The sequence below is a fragment of the Bradyrhizobium sp. WSM4874 genome, assembly GCF_055811835.1.
In genome coordinates this window covers 39,028-65,668 of sequence record NZ_JBVVPR010000035.1, presented here as the reverse complement: position 1 = coordinate 65,668, position 26,641 = coordinate 39,028, and the positions used below count along the sequence as shown (strand labels likewise).

Here is a 26,641-nt window from a genome sequence, read left to right as displayed (position 1 = left end):
CCGTTTTATCATCTTTTTCGAGCTGCGATCTCAGTGAGCGGTCAGGCCGCCAGCGGCTTCGTCGCCGTCCGGCTTCACCGTAACCTTGGTGTCCTCTTCCCAGACGATCGGCACCGGCTTCTTCACCAGAGCCTTGGCGACGACGTCGTCGAGGCGGGAGACCGGGATGATCTCCATGCCGCCCTTGATCGCATCGGAAATCTCCGTGAGATCCTTGGCGTTGTCCTCGGGGATCAGCACCGTCTTGATGCCGCCGCGGGCGGCAGCCAGCAGCTTCTCCTTCAGGCCGCCGATCGGCAGCACGCGGCCGCGCAGCGTGATCTCGCCGGTCATCGCGACATCGTGGCGGACCGGGATGCCGGTCATGACCGAGATGATCGCGGTGGCCATCGCCACGCCCGCCGACGGACCGTCCTTCGGCGTCGCGCCTTCCGGCACGTGCACGTGGATGTCGCGCCGGTCGAACAGCGGCGGCTCGATGCCGTAGACGATCGCGCGCGAGCGGACGTAGGACGCCGCTGCCGAGATCGACTCCTTCATCACGTCGCGCAGATTGCCCGTGACCGTCATCTTGCCCTTGCCGGGCATCATGACGCCTTCGATCGTCAGCAACTCGCCGCCGACATCGGTCCAGGCAAGTCCGGTGACGATGCCGACCTGCGGCTCGCTCTCGATCTCGCCGAAGCGGTACTTCGGGACGCCGAGGAACTCTTCCAGAGTCTTCTCGGTGACCTTGACCGACTTCTTCTTGGAGATCATCAGCTCCTTCACCGCCTTGCGGGCGAGTGTGGAGAGCTCACGCTCCAGGTTACGCACGCCCGCTTCGCGGGTGTAGCGGCGGATCAGAAGCAGCAGCGCGTCGTCGTCGATCGAGAACTCCTTGGAGTCCAGGCCATGCTTGGACACCGCGTTCGGGATCAGGTGCTTGCGCGCGATCTCGACCTTCTCGTTCTCGGTGTAGCCCGCGATCCGGATGATCTCCATGCGGTCCATCAGGGGGCCGGGAATATTGAGCGTATTCGCGGTCGTGATGAACATCACGTTAGACAGATCGTAGTCGACCTCGAGGTAGTGGTCGTTGAAGGTCGCGTTCTGCTCGGGGTCAAGAACCTCGAGCAGCGCCGAGGACGGATCGCCGCGGAAATCGGCGCCCATCTTGTCGATCTCGTCCAGCAGGAACAGCGGATTGGACGACTTCGCCTTCCGCATCGACTGGATGATCTTGCCGGGCATCGAACCGATATAGGTGCGACGGTGACCGCGGATCTCGGCCTCGTCACGCACGCCACCGAGCGAGACGCGGACGAATTCGCGCCCCGTCGCCTTCGCGATTGACTTGCCGAGCGAGGTCTTGCCGACACCGGGAGGGCCGACGAGGCACAGGATCGGGCCCGTCAGCTTATTGGCGCGCGACTGCACGGCGAGATACTCGACGATGCGGTCCTTGACCTTCTCCAGCCCATAGTGATCGGCATCCAGAACCGCCTGCGCGGCCTCCAGATCCTTCTTCACCTTGGACTTCTTATTCCACGGGATCGACAGCAGCCAATCCAGATAGTTGCGCACGACGGTCGCTTCCGCGGACATCGGCGACATCTGGCGCAGCTTCTTTAATTCATGCTGCGCCTTCTCGCGCGCTTCCTTGGAGAGCTTGGTCTTGGAGATCTTCTCTTCGAGATCGGCGAGCTCGTCGCGACCGTCGTCGTCGCCGAGCTCCTTCTGGATCGCCTTCATCTGCTCGTTGAGATAGTACTCGCGCTGGGTCTTCTCCATCTGGCGCTTGACGCGCGAGCGGATGCGCTTCTCGACCTGGAGCACCGAGATCTCGCTCTCCATCAGGCCCAGCACCTTCTCGAGGCGCTGCGTGACCGACAGCGTCTCCAGGATGCCCTGGCGATCCGCGATCTTGACGGCGAGATGCGAGGCGACGGTGTCGGCAAGCTTGGCGAAATCAGTGATCGCCTGCACGACGCCGACGACCTCGGCCGAGATCTTCTTGTTGAGCTTCACGTAGCTCTCGAAGTCGGACACGACGGAGCGCGCCATGGCCTCCGCCTCGACCGACTTCGCATCGGTGTCGGCGAGCGCAATCGCCGTTGCTTCGTAATAGTCGGCGCGATCGGTGTACTTCTGCACGCGCGCCCGCTCGAGCCCTTCGACCAGCACCTTCACGGTGCCGTCGGGAAGCTTCAAGAGCTGGAGCACGCTGGCAAGCGTACCGGTCTCGTAAATGGAATCGGGTGCCGGATCATCGTCGGACGCGTTCTTCTGGGTCGCGAGCATGATCAGCGCGTCGTTCTTCATCACCTCTTCGAGCGCGCGGATCGACTTCTCGCGGCCGACGAAGAGCGGAACGATCATGTGCGGGAAGACGACGATGTCGCGCAGCGGCAGCACGGGATAAGCGTGCGTTTCGCCATGAACGATGGTTGGCCTGGGTTTTGGATTGGTCATGGCCTTTTCCTTTTGCTTTGCCCCCTTGCACGCAGCCCGCCATGCTCATGCGCAACCGCCACAAGGTGCCGAGGTGATCGGCAAAACCGGTCGGTCCTTTTGAGGTTGGACCGGCTCGCCGGATCGGAACTGAGGCGAATCTTGAAGAGAATTTTTGCTCGCCGCCGACATTAGGTGGCTATCGACCCGGGGGGTGTCAAGTCATTGAAGACGCGCGCCATCAGGCGCTTACGCACGCAAATAAGCGACGCAACACCGGCGGCGGAGAGACTTTCCGCAGCCCTTGCTTGAGGAGACGATTGGAGCGTTCCAGCGCCGAAATCAGGCGCTGGCGTTCTCGACGGCGCGATCGGACCGATCAGCGTAGATGTAGAGCGGACGCGCCGTTCCTTCCACGACTTCGCGGGAAATCACGACTTCTTCCACACCTTCGAGGCCCGGCAGGTCGAACATGGTCTCGAGCAGGATCGCCTCGAGGATCGAACGCAGTCCGCGCGCACCGGTCTTGCGCTCGATCGCCCTGCGGGCAACCGCGCCAAGCGCCTCGTCGGCGAAGGTCAGCTCGATGTTCTCCATCTCGAACAGCCGCTGGTACTGCTTCACCAGCGCGTTCTTCGGCTCGACCAGGATCTTCTTGAGCGAAGCCTCGTCGAGATCCTCCAGCGTCGCCACGACGGGCAGACGGCCGACGAATTCCGGGATGAGGCCGTACTTCAGGAGATCCTCCGGCTCCACGTGACGGAAGATCTCGCCGGTACGGCGGTCTTCCGGCGCGAGCACCTGGGCGGCGAAACCGATCGAGGTCGACCGTCCGCGTGCCGAAATGATCTTCTCGAGGCCCGAGAACGCACCACCGCAGATGAACAGGATATTGGTGGTGTCCACCTGCAGGAATTCCTGCTGCGGATGCTTGCGACCGCCCTGCGGCGGGACCGAAGCCACCGTGCCTTCCATGATCTTGAGCAGTGCCTGCTGCACGCCCTCTCCCGACACGTCGCGCGTGATCGAGGGATTGTCGGACTTGCGGCTGATCTTGTCGATTTCGTCGATATAGACGATGCCGCGCTGGGCACGCTCGACATTGTAGTCGGCGGCCTGGAGCAGCTTCAGGATGATGTTCTCGACGTCCTCGCCGACATAGCCGGCTTCGGTCAGCGTCGTCGCATCCGCCATCGTGAACGGCACGTCCAGGATGCGAGCGAGCGTCTGCGCGAGCAGCGTCTTGCCCGAACCGGTCGGACCGATCAGCAGGATGTTCGACTTCGCAAGCTCGACGTCGTTGTGCTTGGTCTGGTGGTTGAGGCGCTTGTAGTGATTATGCACCGCGACCGAGAGGACCTTCTTCGCATGGTTCTGGCCGATCACGTAATCGTCCAGCACCTTGCAGATTTCCTTCGGCGTCGGAATCCCGTCGCGCGACTTCACCAGCGAGGATTTGTTCTCCTCGCGAATGATGTCCATGCAGAGCTCAACGCACTCGTCGCAGATGAAGACCGTGGGACCCGCGATCAGTTTGCGCACTTCGTGCTGGCTCTTGCCGCAGAACGAGCAATACAGCGTGTTCTTGGAGTCGCTCGTGCCGACCTTACTCATTCATGTCTCCGTCCGCGGTTCGATCCCGTCCGCTCGATCGCCCTATTCCGGCACGACAGCCGGTACAGTCCTTCAAATAGAGCAAATTCCGTACCAAAAAAGACCCTACGCGTTACATGCCGTGCGAATCACGGTCACTCGATATCTCCGCGATCATAGCCGATCAGTCGCAGCGAACCATGCTGTCACCCGACTATCAAGAATTCGCTAATCGAGGGGCGCCGGCTACCCGTGACAATACCGTGATTTCCGGTCTTGGCACGGGCGAAGTGATCGAAATCACCCCGGCGTTGCTGGATTGCCACGAAAAACAAGCACGAAAGCGGAACTTTCTGCCTGTCGCAGGGCGCAAAACTGCGTTTTGCGACGCGCGCACGTGTCCTTAACGTGAACGCTCCCTGATGGTGCCGGCGATCCCAAAGGGGTCGCCGTCACAGTAGTGCTACGGGGTCTTCGGCGCCGCGGTTTCCTCGGCGCGCTTGTCGATAACCCTGTCGACCAGGCCAAACTCCTTGGCGTCGCTCGCGGTCAGGAACTTGTCGCGTTCCAGCGCATCCTCGATCGCCTTGTAGGTCTGGCCGGTGTGTTTCACGTAGATCTCGTTGAGCCGCTTCTTCAGGTTCAGGATTTCCTGGGCGTGCAGCATGATGTCGGTGGCCTGGCCCTGGAAGCCGCCGGAGGGCTGATGCACCATGATGCGCGCGTTCGGCAGCGAGAAGCGCATGTCCTTCTCGCCGGCACAGAGCAGCAACGAGCCCATCGAGGCGGCCTGTCCCGTGCACAGCGTCGAGACCGGCGGGCGAATGAACTGCATGGTGTCGTAGATCGCGAGGCCCGACGTCACCACGCCGCCCGGCGAGTTGATGTACATCGAGATTTCCTTCTTCGGATTTTCCGCCTCAAGGAACAACAGCTGCGCGACGATCAGCGTCGACATGCCGTCCTCGACCGGCCCGGTCAGGAAGATGATGCGCTCCTTCAGAAGGCGCGAGAAAATGTCGTAGGCGCGCTCGCCACGGTTGGTCTGCTCGACCACCATGGGCACGAGGTTCATGTAGGTTTCAACCGGATCGCGCATGAGTCACCTAGGGTTTTGAAGAGGCGGACACCGCCAGTCCCGGCTGCCAGTCGGGGCTGGATCTGCCGGAAGGCCGATGGACGTCCCGTGATGCAGGAACTTGGCAGAAGACTTAGTAGAAGAACTTGGCAGAAGCAGAAGGCGTAGCGACAGATATAGCCCAATTCGTTCCTGACAAGTGCGGAGCGAATTAAGGCTTAATCCGTGCGGCAGTTGAAGCTGATTCGTACAAAGAGGCCCAGCCGGCCACCTGGCTAGCTCGACCTCTTCGCTGATCATCCTTAATGCACGGCTATCCTAAAGGCTCTCCTGCAGCCCTCAGGCGGCGGTCTTTTCCGCCTCGTCGTCCTTGTAGAGATCGTCGCGCGAGACCTTCTTCTCGGTCACCTTGGCAAGCTCGAGGATGAAGTCGACCACCTTGTCCTCATAGATCGGTGCACGAAGCTGGGCCAACGCTTGGGCGTTGCTGCGGTAATAGTCCCAGACCTCCTTCTCGCGGCCCGGCATCGAGCGCGCCCGCTCGATCACGGCGCGGCCGACCTCGTCGTCGGTCACGGAGATCTTGTTCTTCTCGCCGATCTCGGAGAGCACGAGGCCGAGCCGCACGCGGCGATCGGCGATCTTGCGGTACTCTTCCTTGGCGGCGTCTTCGGTGGTGTCCTCGTCGGCGAAGGTCTTGCCGGCGGAGTCCATCTCGGCCTTCACCGAGTTCCACATCAGATTGAACTCCTCGTCCACCAGCGAGGGCGGAGCCTCGAAGCGATGGGCCTCGTCGAGGCGGTCGAGCAGCGCACGCTTGACGCGCTGGCGCGTCGCGGTCGCGAACTCGGCGACCAGCCGCTCGCGTGCCGCTTCCTTCAGCTTGTCCAGCGATTCGAGGCCGAGCGTCTTGGCGAACTCGTCGTCGATCGCGAGATCCTGCGGCGCCTCGATCAGCGTCGCGGTGGTCTCGAACTCGGCCGGCTGGCCCGCGAGCTTGTCGTTCATGTAGTTCTTGGGGAACGCCACCTTCAGCGTGCGGGTCTCGTCAGTGGCGATGCCGGTGAGCTGCTCTTCGAAGCCGGGGATGAAGGTGTTGGATCCGATCACGACCTGGATGCCCTCGCCGGCGCCGCCCTCGAAGGCTTCGCCGTTGATGGTGCCCTTGAAGGCGACGGTGACGCGATCACCCGACTCGGCCTTGGCGCCCTCGCCCTTCGCGGCATAGCCACGGTTCGAATCGGCGATGCGCTTGATCGCCTCGTCGACGTCGGCGTCGGTGACTTCGGCGACGGGCTTCTCGACCTCGAAGGTCTTGAAGTCGGCGAGCGCGATCGACGGCACCACCTCGATCGCAACCGTGTAGGTCAGATCGGTTTTGCCGTTGAGCAGCTCCTCGACCTCGGCCTGCTCGGTCGGCATGGTGATCTTCGGTTCGGTCGCCAGGCGGAAGCCGCGCTCGGAGAACAGCTGCGTGTTGGTGTCGCGGATGGTCTGGTCGATGGTCTCGGCCATCACCGAGCGGCCATAGACCTTCTTGAGGTGCGTGACCGGCACCTTGCCGGGACGGAAGCCGTTGATGCGGACCTTGTCCTTGAGGTCGACGAGCTTGGCACCGGCCTTGGCGTCGAGATCAGACGCGGGAACGCTGATCTTGAACTCGCGCTTCAAACCTTCCGAGAGGGTTTCTGTGACCTGCATGGTGTCCAATCTTCTTCTCGTTCGGTCCCGGCGCGCATGCGTCGGGACGCTGCCATTAATCGATCCGGCGCGAGGCGAACGCCTCAACGCCGGTGGTTCATCGGACCGGCTTCCGGCGGACAAACATCCGCGCGGGAGCAGATCGCGTAATCCGTGCAAACGCTGAAAGCGCTTGGTGCGGGCGGAGGGACTCGAACCCCCACAACTTTCGTCACTGGAACCTAAATCCAGCGCGTCTACCAGTTCCGCCACGCCCGCGTAAATTTGCATCAAGACCGGCCGCGATGCCGCGGGCGGCGGGCTTATAGCATGTGCCCGCCTGTTCGCAGCAAAAAAATGGCCCGATAGAGGCAGGCTTCACCTAGGCATGGCGGCTGGACTTATCCAGCACGGCGTGGTCGGGATCGGCGATGAAAACGCGGATCTTCGGCCCGACGAGGCGCGAGGTATTGGCCGGACTTGGACTCGGCATCGGGGCCTCTGCGGCCGGGCTGATGGCGGGCGGCGCAGTCCCGGCCATGACCGCCCAGCTCGCCCTTCAGGCAAGGCCGGCGACGTTGGCTCTGAGGCCGGGGCAGCCGGCTACACCCATCTGGGAGCTGGCCGCCGTAAGCCACCTCGGGGATGTCCGTCTCAAACGTGGCGACCGCTGCGAGGTGGTCTTCCGCAACGGTCTGCCTGTCCCGCTTGCACCAGTCTGGTACGGCCTCAATGGCCCGGCCGCAGCCGACCCGCTTCGGGGTCGCGCCCCGACCGCCCCGGACGCGACGGAAACATCAATCATTTCAATACCAAATGCGGGAACCCTGCTGGCCGACTTCCGGCTCTTCGAGGACGGCCTGAAGCAGCCCGCGCGCCCCCTGCCGATCATCGCCGCAGAGACCAACCCGGTCGCCGTCGATCGGGACGTGGTCCTCTTGATCGAGGAATGGCGGCTGCGGCCGGACGGGACCGCACTCGCCCCGGGCCGCGAACCGAAGGACACATCCCCGCTCTTCACAGTCAACGGGCAGACTTCATTCGAACTCGCAGCCGCAGCCAATGAGCGGCTGCGGCTGCGCTTTATCAACGGCTCCCAACGTTCTGTTCTGGCGATCAAATTGGAAAGTCACGAGGTCCAGGTGATGGCCTTGGACGGACAGCCAGCTGAGCCGTTCCAGGCGCGAAACGGCGCCCTGGTGCTGGCTCCCGGCGCACGCGCCGACGCCTTTGTGGATGCGGCCACGTCGGCCCCATTTCTGCTGCATGATGGCACGGAGGCGCGCCAGGTCGGCCGGCTGACGGTCTCCGGCAAGGTGGAGCGGCGCGTGCCCTTGTTGCCGCCACAGCCGCTCCCTCCGAATGACCTGCCCGACCGGCTTGATCTAAAAGGCGCCCTGCGATTCGGTGTCGCGCTCGGGGTAGCCGACGCCGGGTGGATACGGCCCGCAAATTTCTCGACGTCGTCCGCCCCCGCCTTTCGCGCCAAGGCCGGCCGCACCGTCGTGCTGGCCCTCAAGAACCCCGCACCCGTCGCCACCGTCTTCCATCTCCATGGCCACCATTTCCGCCTGCTCGACAAGCTCGACGACGGCTGGAAGCCGTATTGGCTCGACACGCTCGCGATCGAACCCGGCCAGACCCAGCGCATCGCATTCGAGGCCAGAGGTCCCGGCCGATGGCTGATGGAATCCGTCGTAGCCGATTGGGCGTCCCCGCGGCTGGCGCGCTGGTACGCGGTGGAGTGAGAGCTCAGTATTCCACCCCCAGCGCATGGTAGATCCGCCGGTGCACGGCGGGCAGCGTCTCAGTGAGATCCTCCGCGATCAGGCCCGGCCCCGCCTCGCTCCCCGCTTCGCCATGCATCCACACGGCGATGCTGGCGGCTTCGAATGCCGGCACGCCTTGCGCCAGCAGCCCTGCGATAATGCCGGCGAGCACGTCGCCGGCGCCCGCGGTAGCGAGCCAGGGCGGCGCGTTGGCGGCGATGGTGGCGCGGCCGTCGGGCGCGGCGATCGTGGTGTCCGGGCCCTTCAGCAGCACGACAGCGCCGGAGCGCTCGGCGGCGGCGCGCACGCGCTCGATCTTCGAGCGTCCCGGATATTTGTTGCTGAGGTCGGAGAACAGGCGCGGGAACTCGCCCTCGTGCGGTGTCAGCACCACCACCTTGTCGTGCGACGTCTTGATCGATTCGAACAGGCGCTCGGGATTGGCGGCAAAGCTCGTCAGCGCATCCGCGTCGAGCACCAGGCGCCGCTGCGCGTTAAGCGCCGTGTGGACGAGATCGCAGGTGCGCTCGCCGACACCCGCGCCGGGGCCGATCATGCAGGTGTTGTAGCGCTTGTCACCGAGCAGCTCGCCGAACTCGATGGCGGTATCGACGGGGCGAACCATCACCGCGGTGAGCGCAGCCGCATTGATCGCGAGAGCATCACGCGGAGTGGCCAGAGTCACCAGGCCCGCGCCGGCGCGTAGCGCTCCGCGCGCGGCGAGACGCGCTGCACCGGTCGCGGCCGCATCGCCCGAGACCGCCAGCACATGGCCCCGCGCGTATTTGTGGCCGTCGATGCGCGGCACCGGAAAGGCGGCGCCCCAGAAGTCCGGATCGTTCTCAAAAATCTGCGGCGCGATCTCGTCCAGCACCTGCGCCTCGATGCCGATATCGGCGACACGGACGTGTCCGCAATGCATCCGCCCCGGCAGCAGCAGATGCGCCGGCTTCTTGCGGAAGAAGGTGACGGTCTCGGTGGCGTTCACCGCCACGCCCAGCACGGCCGCACTGGTGCCGTTGATGCCGCTCGGCAGATCGACCGCGAGCACCGGCGCACCGTTGCCGTTGATCGCCTCGATCATCTCACGCGCCTCGCCGTCGACAGGACGGCTGAGGCCCGCGCCGAACAGCGCATCGATGATCAGCGCCGGTCGCCCGATCGCCTGCGGGTTGAACGGAAGCACCGGGTGCTTCCAGCCCCGCGCCGCCGAGGCCGCGTCGCCCTGGAGCTGGTCGCGCTCGCACATCAGGATCACCGAGACCTCGCGGCCTTGCGCGGCCAGCTCGGCGGCTGCAACAAAACCGTCACCGCCATTATTGCCCGGGCCGGCCACGATCAGGATCGGCCCCTCCTCCACCAGTGCGTGGGCGGCCTCGGCGACCGCCTGGCCGGCGCTGAGCATCAGCTTGAAGCCGGGGGTGCCTGCCGCAATGCTGAGCTGGTCGGCGCGCTGCATTTCGGCGTTGGTCAGAACTTCCATGCCACTTCCCTGTCCAAAAGCCTTTTCAAGAGGCACGTTCCGCACCGGGCTATCCGACGGAACAGCGATCTGCACAGATATTGAACCGTTTGCCTATTTCGTAGTCTGCGGTATTTTGTGCGGGTCGGCGCCACCTATCAGAGCGGCACGTTAAAAGGCTGATAACGCTCCAACAATCAGGGCATTTGCAAATTGGCATAGACCCTGCTTTCGCGGAAGTCGCTTCGGTTCGTCGTGCTCACTGGCATTTATCAGGGTGTGGCCGGCCGTTGTTGCCGGACTGGTCAGGGATCCCGGCATAGCGAAGACAAGATCGTGCGTCATGAAAAGCGCATCCTGACGAAGACGTTGCTATTTGTTCGAAAGGCCGGGAGGCGCGCAGTGAAGAAAATCGAAGCCATCATCAAGCCATTTAAGCTCGACGAGGTGAAGGAAGCGCTTCAGGAAGTCGGCCTTCAGGGCATCACCGTCACCGAAGCCAAGGGCTTCGGCCGGCAGAAGGGTCACGCCGAGCTGTACCGCGGCGCAGAATACATCGTCGACTTCCTGCCCAAGGTGAAGATCGAGATCGTGATCGGCGACGATCTGGTCGAGCGCGCCATCGACGCAATCCGCCGCGCCGCGCAAACGGGGCGCATCGGCGACGGCAAGATCTTCGTCTCCAACATCGAAGAGGCGATCCGCATCCGAACCGGCGAATCCGGGCTGGACGCTATCTGAGCCGGGTGCTATCCCGCATTTTGCGACATTCTGACAAGAAATAGGCTGCTTCGGCGGCCTCATTTTGTTTGTGCCTCGCGCGCCTCAAGAAGCGTGAACACGGTCGCTTGAAGCTTGGAAACCGACCCGCAGAGCCAAAAGGGGTATGCATGAAGACCGCCAAAGACGTCCTGAAATCGATCAAGGACAACGACGTCAAATACGTCGACCTGCGCTTCACCGATCCGCGCGGCAAGTGGCAGCACGTCACCTTCGACATCAGCATGATCGATGAAGACATTTTCGCTGAGGGAACGATGTTCGACGGCTCCTCGATCGCCGGCTGGAAGGCGATCAACGAGTCCGACATGTGCCTTATGCCCGATCCGGTGACCGCGACGATCGATCCGTTCTTCGCCGAGACCACCATGGTCATCACCTGCGACGTGCTCGAGCCGACCACCGGCGAGCCCTACAATCGCGACCCCCGCGGCATCGCCAAGAAGGCCGAGGCGATGGTGAAGTCGATGGGCGTGGGCGACACCGTGTTCGTCGGCCCCGAAGCCGAGTTCTTCGTGTTCGACGACGTGCGCTTCTCCGCTAACCCCTACAGCACCGGCTTCCGCCTCGACTCCTCGGAGCTGCCGACCAACTCCGACACCGAATACGAAGGCGGCAATCTCGGCCATCGTGTCCGCACCAAGGGCGGCTACTTCCCGGTGCCGCCGCAGGACTCCGTGCAGGACATGCGCTCGGAGATGCTCGGCGCCATGGCCAAGATGGGCGTGAAGGTCGAGAAGCACCATCACGAAGTCGCTTCCGCCCAGCACGAACTCGGCATGAAGTTCGACACGCTGACGCTGATGGCCGACCACATGCAGATCTACAAATACTGCATCCACCAGGTCGCGCACATCTACGGCAAGACCGCCACCTTCATGCCGAAGCCGGTCTTCGGCGACAACGGCTCGGGCATGCACGTGCACCAGTCGATCTGGAAGGACGGCAAGCCGGTGTTCGCCGGCAACAAATACGCCGACCTGTCGGAGACCTGCCTCCACTACATCGGCGGCATCATCAAGCACGCCAAGGCGATCAACGCCTTCACCAACCCGTCGACCAACTCCTACAAGCGCCTGGTCCCGGGCTATGAGGCCCCCGTGCTGCTCGCCTATTCGGCGCGCAACCGCTCGGCCTCCTGCCGCATCCCCTACACCGCTTCGCCGAAGGCCAAGCGCGTCGAGGTGCGCTTCCCAGATCCGCTCGCCAATCCCTATCTCGGCTTCGCCGCGATGCTGATGGCCGGCCTCGACGGCATCAAGAACAAGATCGATCCGGGTCCGGCGATGGACAAGGACCTCTACGATCTGCCGAAGGAAGAGCTGAAGCAGATCCCGACCGTGTGCGGCAGCCTGCGCGAGGCGCTCGAAAACCTCGACAAGGACCGCGGCTTCCTGAAGAACGGCGGCGTGTTCGACGACGACTTCATCGACGCCTATATCGAGCTGAAGATGACCGAAGTCGCCCGCTTCGAAATGACCCCGCATCCCGTCGAGTTCGAGATGTACTATTCGGGCTAAGCCGCCCGAAATTCCTGCGACAAGCAAAAGGCGCTTCCAAAAGGAGGCGCCTTTCGTATTGGGGAAACCGTAGGTGGGTGGAGCCCTTGCGAAACCCATCATCTCGCAACTCGCGATGGCGATGGGCTTCGCTGCGCTCTACCCCTCCTACGTTCTACGTCTTCGCGATCCGCACCCCATCCGTCCCGATCGCGCCGAACGTGCCGGCGATGATCTCCGCCGTCGGCTGCATGCCGCCGAGCGACCAATGTGAGGGCTCCTGCTCCTCGATCCTGACCCAGACGTTGCGGCGGAATTCCGGGTTGCCCTGCCCTTCAACCTCGACCAGGAGGTCGGTGACGCGCTCGAGCAGTGCCTTCTTCTGCGCGACATCCAGGATGCCGCGGACGGTGGAAATGGTGACGTAAGGCATGTCTCTCTCCGATATGTCGTGTGACGATGGTTGAGAGATTGAACCGGGCCTGCCGGAGACGGCAGTGGCGGATAAGACAGAGATCGGGCAATTTCCGCCATGGCGCCCGCGCGCCGATCGGGTAGGATTGCCGCGTCCTGTCTGGAGGTCCCATGAAGCTCGCAATACTGGCGCTGGAAGGCTGCATGCATTCGGCGATCTCAGGCGTCGCCGACATCCTGTCGCTCGCCAACCACGTGATGCAGCAGAGCGGCGCCAACCCCGGCTTCGCCTGGCAGACGCTTTCGCTCGACGGCAAGGCCGTGCGGTCCGGCGGCAGCCAGATGGTCGCGGTCGACGGCGCCATTGGCAGACGAGGTCGCTTTGACGCGATCCTCGTCCCCGGCAACCTTGTCGATCACGTCACGGCCGAACGCCTGCAGCCGCAATATGCCCGGGCCGGCGCCTGGCGGCAGCAGCACGCGAACGGACGGCTGATCGGCGCGTTCTGCAGTGGCGTGTTCCTGCTGGCCGGCGCCGGTCTGCTCGACAACCGCCGCGCCACCATCACCTGGTGGCTGCAAAGCGAGCTGCGGCAGCGTCATCCCGCCATCGACCTCGCCCCGGACGCCGTCATCACCACCGCCGACCGCATCGTCTGCGCGGCCGGACCGATGTCGTGGGTCGATCTCCTGCTCAGGCTGATCGAGATGGTCGACGGCAAGGAGATCGCAAAACTATGCGCGGACTACGTCGTCATCGACACCGCGCAGCGCACCCAGTCGATCTTCATGCCCGTCGGCTATTTGCTGACGCAGGACCCGATGCTGACCCAGGCCGACCTGCTGGTGCGACGCTCCGGAAAACGTCCGATGACGGTGAAGCGGCTCGCCGATGCGCTCGGCCTCAGCGAGCGCACGCTGAACCGGAAGTTTCAGGAACTCACCCGCGAGCCGCCGCAGGCCTTCATCATGCGTCGGCGCGTCGAGCACGCCCGCACGTTGCTGGAGACGACGATGCAGCCGGTCAAGACCATCGCGAGATCGGCCGGCTACGAGGACGAGAGCAGCTTTCGCAAGGCGTTCCGCAAGCTCACCCTGATGTCGCCGCAGGCCTATCGCGCGCGACGGATGGAGCGGGCGGCGTAGCAGTCCGGAACGCCGCTCTCCCGTTCCCCGCGGCGTCACTTGTCCGGAAAGTTCACCCGATCTCCGTCGCCACCAGCGCCCATTCACCAGCGCAATGACGGTGTGGCGCGGGCGTGCCTGCCTTCTTCCAGCGCGTCCGCCTACGCCGCCGCCTTCTGCCGCGCAACCATCGCTTCGCCAAAAGCCTCGAACAGCTTTCGGTTGATCGGATTGTGCTGCGGGTCGTATTCGGCGTGCCATTGCACCCCGAGCGCAAAGGCCTTGGCTTCCGCGATGCGGATCGCCTCGATGGTGCCGTCCTCGGCAATACCCTCGATCAGCACGCGCTTGCCGGGATCGAGGATGCCTTGGCCGTGCAGCGAATTCACCCGGATCTTGTCACAGCCGAGCAATTCTGCGAACGCGCCACCCGGCGTCAGATCGACGTCGTGACGATCGGCGAACACCACTGTCGGGTCAGGATGGATCTCACCGTTCTCGAGCCTCGGCATGCGATGGTTCATGCGGCCCGGGATTTCGCGGATCTCGGGATGCAGCGAGCCGCCGAAGGCGACGTTCATCTCCTGGAGGCCCCGGCAGATGCCGAACAGCGGGATACCGCGGGCAACGCACGCGACCGAGAGCGCCAGCGCCACCTCGTCGCGGTGGATGTCGTAGGGCTCGTGCCGCTCACACGGGTCGACGTTGAAGCGAGTCGGGTGCACGTTGGCCCGCGCGCCTGTGAGCACGATGCCATCGACGGTATCGAGCAGCGCGCCGATATCGGTGATGTCGGGCGAGCCCGCGAACATCACCGGCAGGCCGCCGGAAACCTCGGCCACGGCGCGCAGATTACGCTCGCCGACCATCTGGACCTGAAATCGATTTTCAACGCGATGGGCGTTCCCGATCACGCCGACGACCGGCTTTCTCATCTCCCGTTCAGACCTCTCCCGTAAGAAGATTCTCCAAACATGCCCCTGGGAGGGAACAAATTCAACAGAAGGGTACGCGGGACGGCAATGCTATTTTCGCGCAAATGCCTCCCGGGCCTCGAGCGCACCGCCGAGGAGCAGGCCGGCGGCCTTCAGCGCGGTCGCCGCCGCGTCGCCCGGCGCAGCCAGCCAGGGCAGTTTCGTCTCGATTCCGCGCGTCACGGACTCCCCGAGCACGCCACCGAAATCAATCGGCCAGAGCCCGTTGGGCACCATTTCGGCGGTAAGGCCACGGAGTGCATAGCCGTCGCCCAGGACCGCCTCCGCATGGTCGCCGGCGACAAGGCGCGCGGTCGCAGGGTCGAGGGGATCGCCAAAGCTCACGAGCACGGGCATTAGGTCCCCCTGCACCGCGACGACGCCGGTCTGCCGGTTGAGCTCGTTGAACGAGACGCGGTTGCCACGCGCAGCGCCATATGCGCGGAGCGCGACATAGTTGATGTCGTCGAGATCGAGCTTCGCGCCCTGCTGATGCGCGAGCAATGCCACCACATTCTTTCCCCGGCCGAGGTCGACGAACACAGCCTCGCCGCGCATCGTGGTGCGGCCGCCCCGGGTATAGCCGCGATCGGGCACGACGGACAGAATGCCCGAGCCGGTCTTGATCCCGTCAGGCGTCGACACCTCGACCGCGAGCCGATATTTGTGACCGGGCCGGTTGATCCGGATCTGGTCGCCGATCACGAGCACGGCGAGAAGGCCGAGCAGACCGGCCCACTTGCTGATGAAACTCAAGCGCCCTCACCTGTTCTTTCCTCATCGCTCTGCACCGTTCACGCGGCAGCGTCAAACCAGCGCGTTGACGCGGTCTTGATCCGGATCGCGTTTGTCGAAAGAGTGCGGTGCGCACCGCGCTGAAAAGGACCCGATGTGACCATTCCCGCAGATGAACGGCGCCGGACCCGCGGCGATCTGGCCTGGGCGATCTCGGTCGGGGGCATTGGCATCGTGCTGTTCACGGCAATGCTGGTCTTCACCTGGTATTTTGCCGCTACCCTGCTCCTGATCTTCACCGGAATGCTGCTCGGCGTTGGCCTGAACGCGCTGACCAACGCGCTTGGCCGCCGCGTGCACTTGCCCCACGCGGTGCGGCTCGCCATCGTCTGTGCCGCGCTGGCGGTGATGCTCGCAGGTGTTGCCTATCTCGGCGGCGCCACCATTGCCGAGCAGGCCTCGCTGCTGAGCAAGACGATCAAGTCGCAGATCACCAACGTCCGATCCTTCCTCGAAAACCATGGCATCGACACCAGCTTCTTCGATCTCGGCAATGCCGCACCCACCGCCAGCGATGCGGCGCCGGCACCCGCGCCGAACTCGGGCTCGCACGGCGGATTGCCGGGCGCGGGTGCGCTGGCTTCGAGCGGCGGCGCGATCGTGAGCCAGACCTTCAAGCTGCTGCTCGGCACCATCAGCGCGGTCGGCAACATCTTCATCGTGCTGTTCCTGGGGCTCGCCTTCGCCGCCCAGCCCAGCGTCTATCACGACGGCCTGTTATTTCTCGCGCCGGCGAGACATCGTACTCGCGTAGCCCAGATCATCGACCGAATCGGCGAGACGCTGGAGCGCTGGCTGATCGCGCAGATCGTCGTGATGCTTGCGGTCGGCGTGGTGACCTGGATCGGTCTCGCCGTCATCGGCATTCCAGGCTCGTTCATCCTGGGGATTCAGGCGGGCCTGCTCGCCTTCATCCCGACCGTCGGCGCCATCATAGCCGGCGTCGTGGTCGTGCTGGCGAGCCTCGCCTCGGGATGGATACCGGCGCTGTCGGCCTTTCTCCTCTTCATGGGCGTGCACGCGATGGAGAGCTATGTGCTGACGCCGATCCTTCAGCGGCAGGCACTGGACATTCCGCCGGCCACGCTGTTCGCGTTCCAAATCCTGCTCGGCGTCGTGTTCGGAATCTGGGGCCTGGCGCTGGCGCTGCCACTGGTCGCCATCGCCAAGGTCATGATCGACCACTTCAAGACGTATGAAGCGCCGCCTCTGGCTGAGGCGGCCTGAGCCGCCTCAGGTGGTGAGCACGGTCTCGGTGTGCTCGACCTCAGGGGGTGCCGCAAAATACTGGCCGACGAGGCCGCGCCATTCGGCGAAATTCTCGGAGCCGCGAAAATCGACGGTATGGTTCTCGAGCGTCTCCCACTTCACCATCAGACGATAGCGCTGCGGCTTCTCGATCGACTTGTGCAGCTCGAAACCGTGAAAACCCTTGGAGCGACCGAAAGCGGCCTTTGCCTTGGTGACGGCGGCCTCAAAGTCCTTCTCGCTGCCCGGCTTGACGTCGATTTGCGCGATCTCGGTGATCATCTGTTTCCACCCATTTTTGTCCGATGGGCGTGTCTACCGCAGCCCGCGCCAAAGAAAAAGGCGCCGAAACGGCGCCCTGCCCGGTCCAAAAATGCAGATCACTCAGGCGAGCAGCAGAACGGTGCCCGCCACCGTCAGCGCACAACCGGCGAACAGCGCCAGCGGCCAGTAATTGCGGCCTTGTGTGTAACGCCCCTGGGCGCGGCGCTCGGTGATCAGCGCGCTCTCGTATTCGTCAGCGGTCGAGAACAGGCAGGCGAAGCCGCCGCGTGCCGAGACCGCCGCGGCTTCGAGCGATATCAGGGCGGCTTGCGGGTTCTGTCGATGGATCGATTCCATGTCCGCAATGGTAGGGATCGAATGGTAAACAGGGGATTACCGCGAGGCCTCCCTTACCTAGGCGGTCGCCGGCCGCGCTTTGGATTGCGCGTTGGGCACGCCGATCCGCGCGGCGCTCTGGCGGCGCCAATTCTCCAGCGACAGTGGCAGCTCCTCCGCCGCCTCGACGCGATTACGGCCGCCGCGCTTGGCCTGGTAGAGCGCGGTGTCGGCCGAGGCCAGCAGCACTTCGAGCTCGGTGCCGGCCGGACCGCCCGCCACGCCGATACTGACGGTGGTGTCGACCGGGCCCTCGTCGACGACGACGCCGGAGGTCTCGAAGGCCTCGCGCACGCGCTCGGCGACCAGCACGCCTTCCTCGAGCGAACACGGCAGGAGGGCTGCGAACTCCTCGCCGCCGATGCGACCCGACATGTCGCTGATGCGCAGATTGCTGACGACGACGGTCGAGAACAGTTTCAGCATCTCGTCGCCGGCGGGATGGCCGAAGCGGTCGTTGATCGACTTGAAATGATCGATGTCGAAGATCATCACGGTCACGGGGCGGCCGGCCTTGGCTTCGCGCTCGATCACGCGTCCGCAGGCTTCCGAGAAGCCGCGGCGGTTGAGCATGCCGGTCAGCGGATCGGTGGACGCGGCGGTCCGGTGCGCGGTGACCGTGCGCTCGGATACCAGCATGAAGATCACGAACACGGTGCCGACGGCATAGAGCACGAGCTCGACCGCGAACACGGTGACCCAGATGCTGGTGGAGAAGCCGGCATCGTTCGGGCGCAGGAAACTGCCGAGCAGGATCGGCAGCATCAAGACGCAGCCGTGCATCACCGGCACCACAACGGCCGGCCAGCGCCGTTGCAGGCTCTTGCGCCGCTCGACCCAGAGCTCGCTCGCGGTCAGCGCCGCATAGACCGAGACGATGCCGGAGCCGATGATCATGCGCAGCATGGACGCGGTGGGATCGAGCAGCGTGGCGGCAGCGGCCCAGGCGAGCGCGCCGACCAGGAGACCCGGCCAGTTCGGCTTGCGACCATGGAAGACACGCGCCGCATTCCACACCATGCCGCAGGCGACGAAGCCGACCGCGTTCAGCGCAAGGTAAAGATGCGGCCCCAGTCTGTCACCGGCCGCCGTCCAGAGCGCGACCGATGCGGCGCCGAGGAGATACGCGGTGCCCCACCATTTCAGCGCGGCGCTGTTCTCCTGCCTTCCGAAAAACACCATCATGGCGCCGAGCAGTGCGGCGACCATGGTGGCAACCAAATAGAGCGTGATGCTATCGAGCGACATCATGTCGGCCCCCTTCTAGACATAGCAGTTACGCGATCGGCTCAGCCGATTTGCGCGCCCTTCCAAATGCGACGCTATGTCCGGCGGGTTCCATTCAGGTTTTCATGCGAGCCCAAGTTTTCAGGAAACACGCCATCAATTTGCATACAAACGAACAGCAAAAAGGGCGCTGAAATCAGCGCCCTTTTGCATCTCATTGAAGCCGCTTTCGCGGCGAATGCGACCGAAGCGATTAACGCTTCGAGAACTGGAAGGACCGGCGGGCCTTGGCCTTGCCGTACTTCTTGCGCTCGACCACGCGGGAGTCGCGGGTGAGAAAGCCACCCTTCTTGAGCACGGTGCGCAGCTCCGGCTCGAAATAGGTCAGCGCCTTGGAGATGCCGTGACGGACGGCACCGGCCTGGCCGGACAGACCGCCGCCGGCGACGGTGCAGATCACGTCATACTGGCCGGAACGCGCGGCCACGGAGAACGGCTGCTCGATCATCATGCGCAGCACGGGACGGGCGAAATAGACCTCGACCTCGCGCGAGTTGACCGTGACCTTGCCGGCGCCCGGCTTGATCCAGACGCGGGCGACCGCGTCCTTGCGCTTGCCGGTTGCGTAGGCGCGGTTGAACTTGTCGACCTTCTTCTCGTGCTTGGGCGCGTCGGGCGCGGCCGCCGTCTTGAGCTGCGAGAGCTGGTCGAGCGACTGGATGGATTCGGCCATGTTATGCGGCCCTCGTGTTCTTGCGGTTCAACTTGGCGATGTCGATCTTCTCGGGCGTCTGGGCCTCGTGCGGATGATCGGCGCCGCCATAGACGCGGAGGTTGCCCATCTGGACGCGACCGAGCGGACCACGCGGGATCATGCGCTCGACGGCCTTCTCGAGCACGCGCTCGGGATGCTTGCCCTCGAGGATCTGGCGCGCGGTGCGCTCCTTGACGTGGCCGACGTAACCGGTGTGCTTGTAATAGGTCTTCTGCTCGCGCTTGCGGCCGGTGAGAACCGCATACTGCGCGTTGATGATGATGATGTTGTCGCCGCAATCAACGTGCGGGGTGTAGGTCGGGAGGTGCTTGCCGCGCAGGCGCATGGCGACGATGGTGGCGAGACGGCCGACGACCAGACCCTTGGCGTCGATCAATACCCACTTCTTCGTCACCTCAGCCGGCTTTGCCGAAAAGGTTTTCATGTCAGAGTTTCCGTGGACGGGGAGCATCGGCGCGAACACCGCACCGGACTGGGCGGTTTTCTAGAGAACAGCGGCGCCGCGGTCAATGCCCAAAGGCGGAATTTACATGTTAAATATCAATGGTTTAGAATTATGGTATTGAGATACCCGCAAAAAGCTCAAACGTTTGGAATGGAATAGGTCGAGGTGACATGCGCAATCGGATCGGGCGAGGTACCGGACAACAGCTTCACCTCGCCGACTGCGAGGCGCTTGCCGAGCCTTAGCAGCCGCGCCTCCGCCAGCACGTCCTGCCCGGGTTGCCCCTTGCGCAGGAAGTTGATGTTGAGATTGGTGGTCACGGCGAGCCCGATCGGCCCGATCGCGGACAACAGCACTACGTACATCGCGAAATCGGCGAGCGCCATCAGGGTCGGGCCGGACACGGTTCCGCCCGGCCGCAGCATCTTTTCGCTATAGCGCTGACGCAAAAGGCAGGCCTGACCGTCCGCGCTCTCGATCGTGATGTCGTCGCCGCTGAAGGCCTGGGGAAACTCGTTGCGGAGGAACTGCTCGAGCTCCGCCACGCTCATTTTCGCTAACGCCATGCTACCCCTCACCCTCGCTTCACGTCCCCTGTTACATTAAGTTATCTGCGTCATCCAATCGCAATAATCCAACCGGAAACGCTTTGATGTCCGCCCAGGCCGCCCGCGCCCCCTCCCCGCAACCGCCGATCCTGCTGCGCGAGACCATAGGCCCCATCGCGGTCCTGACCCTCAACCGCCCGGCTGCCCGCAACAGCCTGTCGGAGACGATGATCGCAAGCCTGCATGCCGAGCTCAACGAAATCCGCGACGACAAGGCCGTCCGCGGTGTCGTGATCGCGGCCAACGGTCCCGCCTTCTCCGCCGGCCACGACATGAAGGAGCTGACCGCGCGCCGCACCGACCCGGATCGCGGCCGGGCCTTCTTCGCCGAGATGATGACCGCCTGCAGCGCGATGATGCAGGCAATCGTGCTCCTGCCCAAGCCCGTGGTCGCATCCGTCCAGGGCATCGCGACCGCCGCGGGCTGCCAGCTCGTGGCAAGCTGCGATCTCGCGATCGCCTCCGAAACAGCGAGCTTCGCCACTCCCGGCGTCGACATCGGCCTGTTCTGCTCGACGCCGATGGTGGCGCTATCGCGCAACGTGCCGCGCAAGCAGGCGATGGAGATGCTACTGACGGGCGAGCCGATTCCGGCCGCACGTGCCCGCGAGATCGGGCTCGTCAATCGTGTCGTCGCCGCCGGCACCGAGCGCGACACCGCCATTGCGCTCGCCGAAAAGGTTGCGCTGAAATCCGCCTATACCGTCAAGCTCGGCAAGGAGGCGTTCTACCGCCAGGCCGAGATGAGCCTTGCAGACGCCTATCGCTATGCGGCAGAGGTGATGACCGAGAACATGATGGCGCGCGACGCCGAGGAAGGCATCGGCGCTTTCATCGAGAAGCGCACGCCGACATGGCGGGACGAGTAATTCGTCATTGCGAGCGAAGCGAAGCAATCCAGAATCCCTCCTCGGAGACAGACTGGATTGCTTCGTCGCTTCGCTCCTCGCAATGACAGCAAGAAGATGAGCCCGAAAAGATGAGCCAATGAACCACGACGCCTATCCCGACAATTACATCCGGGGCATCCTCAACAACGTGAAAACGATCGCGATGGTCGGCGCCTCGCCCGTCAACGTGCGGCCGAGCTATTTCGCGTTCAAATATTTGGCCCAGCGCGGCTACGACATGATTCCGGTCAATCCAGGCCATGTCGGCAAGGAGCTGCTCGGAAAACCCTTCGTCGCCTCGCTGTCCGACATCGGCCGTCCCGTCGACATGATCGACATTTTCCGCAACTCCAGTCACATCATGCCGGTGGTCGAGGAAGCCCTCACGCTCGATCCGCTGCCGATGGTGATCTGGATGCAGTTGGGAGCGCGCGACGATGCGGCGGCGCTGAAGGCGGAATCGGTTGGTATCAAGGTGGTGATGAACCGCTGCCCCAAAATCGAATATGGCCGTCTGTCGTCGGAAATCTCCTGGATGGGCGTCAATTCGCGCACGCTGAGCTCCAAACGCGCCCCGGTGCCGACGCAGGGCATGCGACTATCCCTCAATAGGATGAGTGTCGGCGGCGGCGACACCGCGGCATCGGACCGCGCCGCCAAGAACAAGAGCGAGCAAAGCTGACGCAATTGCGAAGGTTTCATTTCGCGAACGCGACAATGCGTAGCACGATCGTTCTGATGTGAAGCCGCGCCTTGACGGCAACCGCGGCGCCAATCAGCATGCCGCGCGATTTCAGACCACGAGAACAGGACGCCCTCAATGAGCGATCGCCTTCCGGGATTTTCGACCCTCGCCGTGCATGCCGGTGCACAGCCCGATCCCACCACCGGTGCGCGCGCGACTCCGATCTATCAAACGACGTCGTTCGTCTTCAACGACGCCGACCATGCCGCCTCCCTGTTCGGCCTGCAGGCGTTCGGCAACATCTATACCCGCATCGGCAATCCCACCAATGCGGTGCTGGAAGAGCGCGTCGCGGCCCTCGAAGGCGGCACGGCCGCGCTTGCGGTGGCCTCGGGCCATGCCGCGCAGGTCGTGGTGCTGCAGCAATTGCTCCAGCCCGGCGACGAGTTCATCGCGGCGCGAAAGCTCTACGGCGGCTCGATCAACCAGTTCACGCACGCATTCAAGAGCTTCGGCTGGAACGTGGTGTGGGCCGATCCCGACGACATCGCGAGCTTCGAGCGCGCGGTCACGCCGCGCACGAAAGCGATCTTCATCGAGTCCATCGCCAATCCCGCCGGCAGCATCACCGACATCGAGGCGATCTCGACGGTGGCGCGCAAGGCGGGCGTACCGCTGATCGTCGACAACACGCTGGCCTCGCCTTATCTGATCCGCCCCATCGATCACGGCGCGGACATCGTCGTGCACTCGCTGACCAAGTTTCTCGGCGGCCACGGCAATTCGATCGGCGGCATCATCGTCGATGCCGGCACCTTCGACTGGTCGACCGGCGGCAAATATCCGATGCTGTCGGAGCCGCGGCCCGAATATCACGGCATCCGGCTCCAGGAGACGTTTGGCAATTTCGCCTTCGCGATCGCCTGCCGCGTGCTCGGCCTGCGCGACCTCGGCCCCGCGCTGTCGCCGTTCAACGCCTTCATGATCCTCACCGGCATTGAGACATTGCCGCTGCGCATGCAGAAGCACTGCGACAATGCGAAAGCGGTCGCCGAATTCCTCGCCGGCCATCCGGCGGTCGCCGCGGTGAACTATGCGGGCCTTGCAAGCGACAAGTACAACCAGCTCGCGCGCAAATACGCGCCGAAGGGTGCCGGCGCCGTGTTCACCTTCAGCCTTAAGGGCGGCTACGATGCCGGCGTGAGTCTGGTGTCGAAGTTGCAGCTGTTCTCGCATCTGGCCAATGTCGGCGACACCCGCTCGCTGGTCATCCATCCGGCCTCGACCACGCACAGCCAGCTCGACGACGCCGCCAAGGTCAAGTCCGGCGCCGGCCCCGACGTGGTGCGGCTCTCGATCGGCATCGAGGACAAGGAAGATTTGATCGCCGATCTGGAACAGGCGCTGAGCGCGTAGCTTCTCCGGTCATTCCGGGGCGCGCGACAGCGCGAACCCGGAATCTCGACGTCGCATCATAAGCTCTAGATTCCGGGTTCGGTGCTTCGCACCGCCCCGGATTGACGGCGGCTTTTTGGCCGCCGTCAGTTAACAGTCATTAACCATATCTGCCGCATACATCGTCACTGGATCGCCCCTTTGATTCGGAGCCAACGATGCTGCGCTGGATAGTGCCTGCCCTTGCGGCAATGCTGACGGTCTCAGCTGCGTTTGCCGCCGATCTGCCGGCCACGCCGAGGCGGCGGGCCGCCGTTCCGCCACAGGAGCCGCCGCAGGTCTATGTCGAGACCGATCCGGATGCGCTGATCTCGCCGGCTTACGGCATCGGCAGTTACATCCGCAACCTGCCGGGTACGCCACTGCTGCCGGGCTCCCATACGCTGCCGGGCTATTACGGCCGCCCTTGGGACTACGATTACCAGGGCTCGTATTACGGCGGGAAGCAGGTCGATTATTTCTGGCGCCTGCCCTACTCGTGCGGCATCTATGGCTATTGCTGAGGAGCAGACCCGATCAACCGGCCTGACCGACGGGAACCGCGCGCGGCTGCGCTTCGGTTGTGCCACGCGTCGCGAGCCGCTCAGTCTGCATCACCGCAAGCATCAGCACCACGATCGCGACCGCCTGATGCGCGAGCGCGAGATCAATCGGCACCTGGTTGAGCAGCGTAAGGATGCCGAGCAATGCTTGCAGGCTCACCCCGGCCAACAGCAAAAGCGCCCCACTTGCCGCGGACCCCGCGCGTGAACGCACCGCATCGAACGCGTGCAACGCTGCCAGCGCGAACAGCGCATAGGCCGTCATGCGGTGCTCGAACTGCACCGTCAGCACATTGTCGAACATGTTGCGCCACCACGGCGTCTCGAACCACAATCGCTCCCCTGAGGGAATGAACGCGCCGTCGATCTGCGGCCAGGTGTTGTAGGCGCGGCCGGCACGCAGGCCGGCAACCAGCGCACCGAAATAGATCTGGATAAAGGTCACGACGAGGAGTAAGGCGCTCGTGAAGCGCAACCGCGACGATGCTGCGATCTGCGGACGCCCGGCGAGCCGCCGCACCGTCCAGACGATGCCGGCGAAGATCACGAGCGCGAGCACAAGATGCGTCGCCAGCCGATATTGCGACACCTCGACGCGTTCAGACAGTCCTGAGGCCACCATCCACCAGCCGACCGCGCCCTGGAGCCCGCCGAGCCCGAACAACAGCCACAACCGCCGCTTCAACTCACCGGACAGGCCGCCGCGCCACAGGAAGAACAGGAACGGCAAAAGATAAGCGATGCCGATGAAACGGCCGAGCAGCCGGTGGCTCCATTCCCACCAGAAGATCTCCTTGAACTCGGACAGGCTCATGCCCGCGTTGAGCTCGCGATATTGCGGGATCGTCTTGTAGGCCTCGAAGGCCGCCGTCCACTGCGCTTCCGAGAGTGGCGGAACGCTGCCCGTGACCGGCTTCCATTCGACGATCGAGAGCCCGGATTCCGTCAGCCGCGTCGCGCCGCCGACCAGCACCATCAGCGCGATCAGCGCAGCCACTGCGATCAGCCACCAGCGCACGGCGCGATGCGGCTCGGACGGGGTGGAAATCGTCGTCATTCGAGGCAAAAACCAGAGCTTGAACCGGCAAGGCTTGAACCAAACTGCGTGCCCCTTATAGTCCCCCGCTCCCGCAGCGCAAGTTACGCGAAAGCCGCGATATTCCGTCATGACGATCCGCACCCGCAAGTTCCTCGGCACCATCCTGCTCCTGGTGCTCGCCACCGTCTGGGCCCTGCTCGGCATGGCGCTGGCGCAGATGCCGTGGATCGCCGAGTCCGGCTGGCGGCAGGCAATCTATTACGTGGTGGTCGGCATGGGCTGGGTGCTGCCGGCGATGCCGATCGTGAGCTGGATGCAGCGGCCCGACCGGGCCAAATCGAGTTCGTAGCGCTTCCAGTTCGTAGCGCTGCTAGCTCGCGGCAGTGCCGGTCGGCTTCACCGGCGCAAAAGCAACCCCCGACACCAGCACCCGCATGACGCGCAGCGAGCGCACCCGGCCATCCCAGGAAATGCGCGGCAACGCGCGCAGATTGGTGCGTCCCTTCGCGTCCACCACGCCCGGGATCGTCGTCACCGCGCTGGCGAAGCCGGCCTCCTCCGCCATGAGGACATGGCTGCGCCGGAACGAGGCGCGATCGCCGAACGGAAAGGCGAGATGGCGGATATCGCGATCGAAGGCCGCTTCCGCCACCGCCTTGCCCATCGTCATCTCGCGCAGCGCCGCCGCATCCTTCATGTTGGCGAGCACGGGATAGTTCACAGTCGCACTGCCGATCGTCACCAGCGGATCGGCCGCAAGCCTCGCCAGATCCTCCCAATTCATCGATGCCTCGCGCGAGAGCGCGGCAAGGTCCACCCGGTAGCGCGTGCAGAGGTCTGCGATCGCAGCCGACACATCGGCCGGCGGCAGCGAGCGCAGCCAGGCCTCGACGAACGAAAACAGCGCCTGCTTCCCGGCGTTATCAGTAACCGTGAAGCGCTGTTCCTTCTCGCCCATCATCAGGCTGACACGGCTCTCGCGCGCGATCACCTGTTCGAGTCCGAGCCACCACGCCTCACCGACGCCATCGGGAAACGCCGTGGGCACATAGATCGTGAAGGGCACGGCATGGCGCGCCAGCACCGGATAGACAAAGTCGATCAGATCCTTGCCGGCGCCGTCGAAGGTGAGTGCCACGAAGCGCCTTTGTTCCGACAGCGTCACCGCGCGCCGGCAGACCTCGTCCATGCCGAGAAAATCATACTTCCACCGCTTCAGCGCCCGAATGGCGCGATCGAGGAAATGCGGCGTGATCTCGTTCTCGCGCAACGGCTGAAACCCGCCGCGCCGCCGCGGCCGCGCATGCGCAAAGCGCAGGATGGCGCCGGCGCCGCGACTGCGCAGCGCAGCCTGGCCTGTGAACCAGGTCAGCTCAAGGCGCAGCCGTTCCAGCCATCTGTCGTCGGATGCCAATATCCCACCTCGCGCCCGTCGGCGGCCGTTCGCCCCCTATAGTCATTACCC

At 64.0% G+C, this 26,641-nt stretch carries 26 protein-coding genes and 1 tRNA gene; 10 read left to right on the top strand and 17 right to left on the bottom strand.

Annotated features, from left to right (window positions below; all coding sequences use genetic code 11):
• Window positions 1–30 precede the first annotated feature (30 nt).
• The 5 genes from lon to AC0L3P_RS28835 form a co-directional block, all read right to left on the bottom strand.
• Window positions 31–2,454: an endopeptidase La gene (lon, locus tag AC0L3P_RS28855; RefSeq protein WP_275171332.1), complete on the bottom strand. Its 2,424-nt coding sequence runs from the start codon at window positions 2,452–2,454 to the stop codon at window positions 31–33.
• 321 nt (window positions 2,455–2,775) lie between these two features.
• Complete coding sequence (gene clpX / locus AC0L3P_RS28850; RefSeq protein ID WP_007603503.1) at window positions 2,776–4,047, bottom strand: ATP-dependent Clp protease ATP-binding subunit ClpX; 1,272 nt, start codon at window positions 4,045–4,047, stop codon at window positions 2,776–2,778.
• 442 nt (window positions 4,048–4,489) lie between these two features.
• Entirely contained in the window at window positions 4,490–5,125 is a 636-nt protein-coding gene (locus AC0L3P_RS28845; RefSeq protein WP_007603501.1) for an ATP-dependent Clp protease proteolytic subunit, read from the bottom strand.
• 318 nt (window positions 5,126–5,443) lie between these two features.
• On the bottom strand, window positions 5,444–6,805 hold the full coding sequence (tig, locus tag AC0L3P_RS28840; RefSeq protein ID WP_354209906.1) for a trigger factor: 1,362 nt from the start codon (window positions 6,803–6,805) through the stop codon (window positions 5,444–5,446).
• A 173-nt stretch (window positions 6,806–6,978) separates the two neighbouring features.
• Window positions 6,979–7,063: transfer RNA gene (locus tag AC0L3P_RS28835), tRNA-Leu, on the bottom strand.
• A 152-nt stretch (window positions 7,064–7,215) separates the two neighbouring features.
• Here AC0L3P_RS28835 and AC0L3P_RS28830 point away from each other — a divergent pair.
• Complete coding sequence (locus tag AC0L3P_RS28830) at window positions 7,216–8,532, top strand: multicopper oxidase family protein (RefSeq protein WP_275171334.1); 1,317 nt, start codon at window positions 7,216–7,218, stop codon at window positions 8,530–8,532.
• A 4-nt stretch (window positions 8,533–8,536) separates the two neighbouring features.
• On the opposite strand, the gene AC0L3P_RS28825 is transcribed toward AC0L3P_RS28830, so the two are convergent.
• Window positions 8,537–10,036, bottom strand: coding sequence for an NAD(P)H-hydrate dehydratase (locus tag AC0L3P_RS28825; RefSeq protein WP_275171335.1), 1,500 nt, complete (start codon window positions 10,034–10,036; stop codon window positions 8,537–8,539).
• A gap of 381 nt (window positions 10,037–10,417) precedes the next feature.
• Between AC0L3P_RS28825 and AC0L3P_RS28820 the strand changes: the two genes are divergently transcribed.
• Window positions 10,418–10,756 (top strand): P-II family nitrogen regulator, encoded by a 339-nt coding sequence (locus tag AC0L3P_RS28820; protein ID WP_007603495.1) that lies wholly within the window; start codon window positions 10,418–10,420, stop codon window positions 10,754–10,756.
• Between the two features lie 149 nt (window positions 10,757–10,905).
• The gene (glnA, locus tag AC0L3P_RS28815; protein WP_007603494.1) at window positions 10,906–12,315 is read left to right on the top strand and encodes a type I glutamate--ammonia ligase; all 1,410 of its coding nucleotides are present in this window, start codon (window positions 10,906–10,908) and stop codon (window positions 12,313–12,315) included.
• A gap of 154 nt (window positions 12,316–12,469) precedes the next feature.
• Here glnA and AC0L3P_RS28810 read toward each other — a convergent pair whose 3' ends face one another.
• Entirely contained in the window at window positions 12,470–12,727 is a 258-nt protein-coding gene (locus AC0L3P_RS28810; protein ID WP_275171336.1) for a tautomerase family protein, read from the bottom strand.
• A gap of 152 nt (window positions 12,728–12,879) precedes the next feature.
• Here AC0L3P_RS28810 and AC0L3P_RS28805 point away from each other — a divergent pair, with 152 nt between their 5' ends.
• Entirely contained in the window at window positions 12,880–13,854 is a 975-nt protein-coding gene (locus AC0L3P_RS28805; RefSeq protein WP_473307175.1) for a GlxA family transcriptional regulator, read from the top strand.
• A gap of 140 nt (window positions 13,855–13,994) precedes the next feature.
• Here AC0L3P_RS28805 and AC0L3P_RS28800 read toward each other — a convergent pair whose 3' ends face one another.
• Window positions 13,995–14,768: a gamma-glutamyl-gamma-aminobutyrate hydrolase family protein gene (locus tag AC0L3P_RS28800; RefSeq protein ID WP_275171338.1), complete on the bottom strand. Its 774-nt coding sequence runs from the start codon at window positions 14,766–14,768 to the stop codon at window positions 13,995–13,997.
• Between the two features lie 90 nt (window positions 14,769–14,858).
• Window positions 14,859–15,563 (bottom strand): hypothetical protein, encoded by a 705-nt coding sequence (locus AC0L3P_RS28795; protein ID WP_275171339.1) that lies wholly within the window; start codon window positions 15,561–15,563, stop codon window positions 14,859–14,861.
• A gap of 135 nt (window positions 15,564–15,698) precedes the next feature.
• On the opposite strand from AC0L3P_RS28795, the gene AC0L3P_RS28790 reads away from it, so the two are divergent.
• Window positions 15,699–16,829 (top strand): AI-2E family transporter, encoded by a 1,131-nt coding sequence (locus tag AC0L3P_RS28790; RefSeq protein ID WP_275171340.1) that lies wholly within the window; start codon window positions 15,699–15,701, stop codon window positions 16,827–16,829.
• 6 nt (window positions 16,830–16,835) lie between these two features.
• On the opposite strand, the gene AC0L3P_RS28785 is transcribed toward AC0L3P_RS28790, so the two are convergent.
• The 6 genes from AC0L3P_RS28785 to AC0L3P_RS28760 form a co-directional block, all read right to left on the bottom strand.
• Complete coding sequence (locus tag AC0L3P_RS28785; RefSeq protein WP_275171341.1) at window positions 16,836–17,132, bottom strand: antibiotic biosynthesis monooxygenase family protein; 297 nt, start codon at window positions 17,130–17,132, stop codon at window positions 16,836–16,838.
• 102 nt (window positions 17,133–17,234) lie between these two features.
• Window positions 17,235–17,471: a hypothetical protein gene (locus AC0L3P_RS28780; RefSeq protein ID WP_275171342.1), complete on the bottom strand. Its 237-nt coding sequence runs from the start codon at window positions 17,469–17,471 to the stop codon at window positions 17,235–17,237.
• 57 nt (window positions 17,472–17,528) lie between these two features.
• On the bottom strand, window positions 17,529–18,761 hold the full coding sequence (locus AC0L3P_RS28775; protein ID WP_473307169.1) for a GGDEF domain-containing protein: 1,233 nt from the start codon (window positions 18,759–18,761) through the stop codon (window positions 17,529–17,531).
• A 229-nt stretch (window positions 18,762–18,990) separates the two neighbouring features.
• On the bottom strand, window positions 18,991–19,470 hold the full coding sequence (gene rpsI / locus AC0L3P_RS28770; protein ID WP_007611021.1) for a 30S ribosomal protein S9: 480 nt from the start codon (window positions 19,468–19,470) through the stop codon (window positions 18,991–18,993).
• A 1-nt stretch (window position 19,471) separates the two neighbouring features.
• Window positions 19,472–19,936, bottom strand: coding sequence for a 50S ribosomal protein L13 (rplM, locus tag AC0L3P_RS28765; protein WP_007611024.1), 465 nt, complete (start codon window positions 19,934–19,936; stop codon window positions 19,472–19,474).
• A gap of 158 nt (window positions 19,937–20,094) precedes the next feature.
• Window positions 20,095–20,523 carry a PaaI family thioesterase gene (locus tag AC0L3P_RS28760; protein ID WP_275171345.1) on the bottom strand — a complete coding sequence of 143 codons (429 nt, stop codon included), beginning with the start codon at window positions 20,521–20,523 and terminating at the stop codon, window positions 20,095–20,097.
• An 86-nt stretch (window positions 20,524–20,609) separates the two neighbouring features.
• On the opposite strand from AC0L3P_RS28760, the gene AC0L3P_RS28755 reads away from it, so the two are divergent.
• The 4 genes from AC0L3P_RS28755 (at window position 20,610) to AC0L3P_RS28740 (ending at window position 24,098) form a co-directional block, all read left to right on the top strand.
• Window positions 20,610–21,434, top strand: coding sequence for an enoyl-CoA hydratase (locus tag AC0L3P_RS28755; RefSeq protein WP_473307166.1), 825 nt, complete (start codon window positions 20,610–20,612; stop codon window positions 21,432–21,434).
• Window positions 21,435–21,552: 118 nt separating this feature from the next.
• Window positions 21,553–22,137 carry a CoA-binding protein gene (locus AC0L3P_RS28750; RefSeq protein ID WP_275171347.1) on the top strand — a complete coding sequence of 195 codons (585 nt, stop codon included), beginning with the start codon at window positions 21,553–21,555 and terminating at the stop codon, window positions 22,135–22,137.
• Window positions 22,138–22,275: 138 nt separating this feature from the next.
• Window positions 22,276–23,556 (top strand): O-acetylhomoserine aminocarboxypropyltransferase, encoded by a 1,281-nt coding sequence (locus tag AC0L3P_RS28745; protein ID WP_275171348.1) that lies wholly within the window; start codon window positions 22,276–22,278, stop codon window positions 23,554–23,556.
• A 197-nt stretch (window positions 23,557–23,753) separates the two neighbouring features.
• Entirely contained in the window at window positions 23,754–24,098 is a 345-nt protein-coding gene (locus AC0L3P_RS28740) for a hypothetical protein (protein ID WP_275171349.1), read from the top strand.
• A 13-nt stretch (window positions 24,099–24,111) separates the two neighbouring features.
• Here AC0L3P_RS28740 and AC0L3P_RS28735 read toward each other — a convergent pair whose 3' ends face one another.
• Entirely contained in the window at window positions 24,112–25,194 is a 1,083-nt protein-coding gene (locus AC0L3P_RS28735; RefSeq protein ID WP_275171350.1) for a COX15/CtaA family protein, read from the bottom strand.
• Between the two features lie 109 nt (window positions 25,195–25,303).
• Between AC0L3P_RS28735 and AC0L3P_RS28730 the strand changes: the two genes are divergently transcribed.
• Complete coding sequence (locus AC0L3P_RS28730) at window positions 25,304–25,525, top strand: DUF2842 domain-containing protein (protein WP_007603477.1); 222 nt, start codon at window positions 25,304–25,306, stop codon at window positions 25,523–25,525.
• Between the two features lie 21 nt (window positions 25,526–25,546).
• Here the strand turns inward: AC0L3P_RS28730 and AC0L3P_RS28725 are convergent, their stop codons facing one another.
• A complete protein-coding gene (locus AC0L3P_RS28725) occupies window positions 25,547–26,590 on the bottom strand; it encodes a polysaccharide deacetylase family protein (protein ID WP_473307162.1) in 1,044 nt (347 codons plus the stop codon).
• Between the last annotated feature and the right edge of the window lie 51 nt (window positions 26,591–26,641).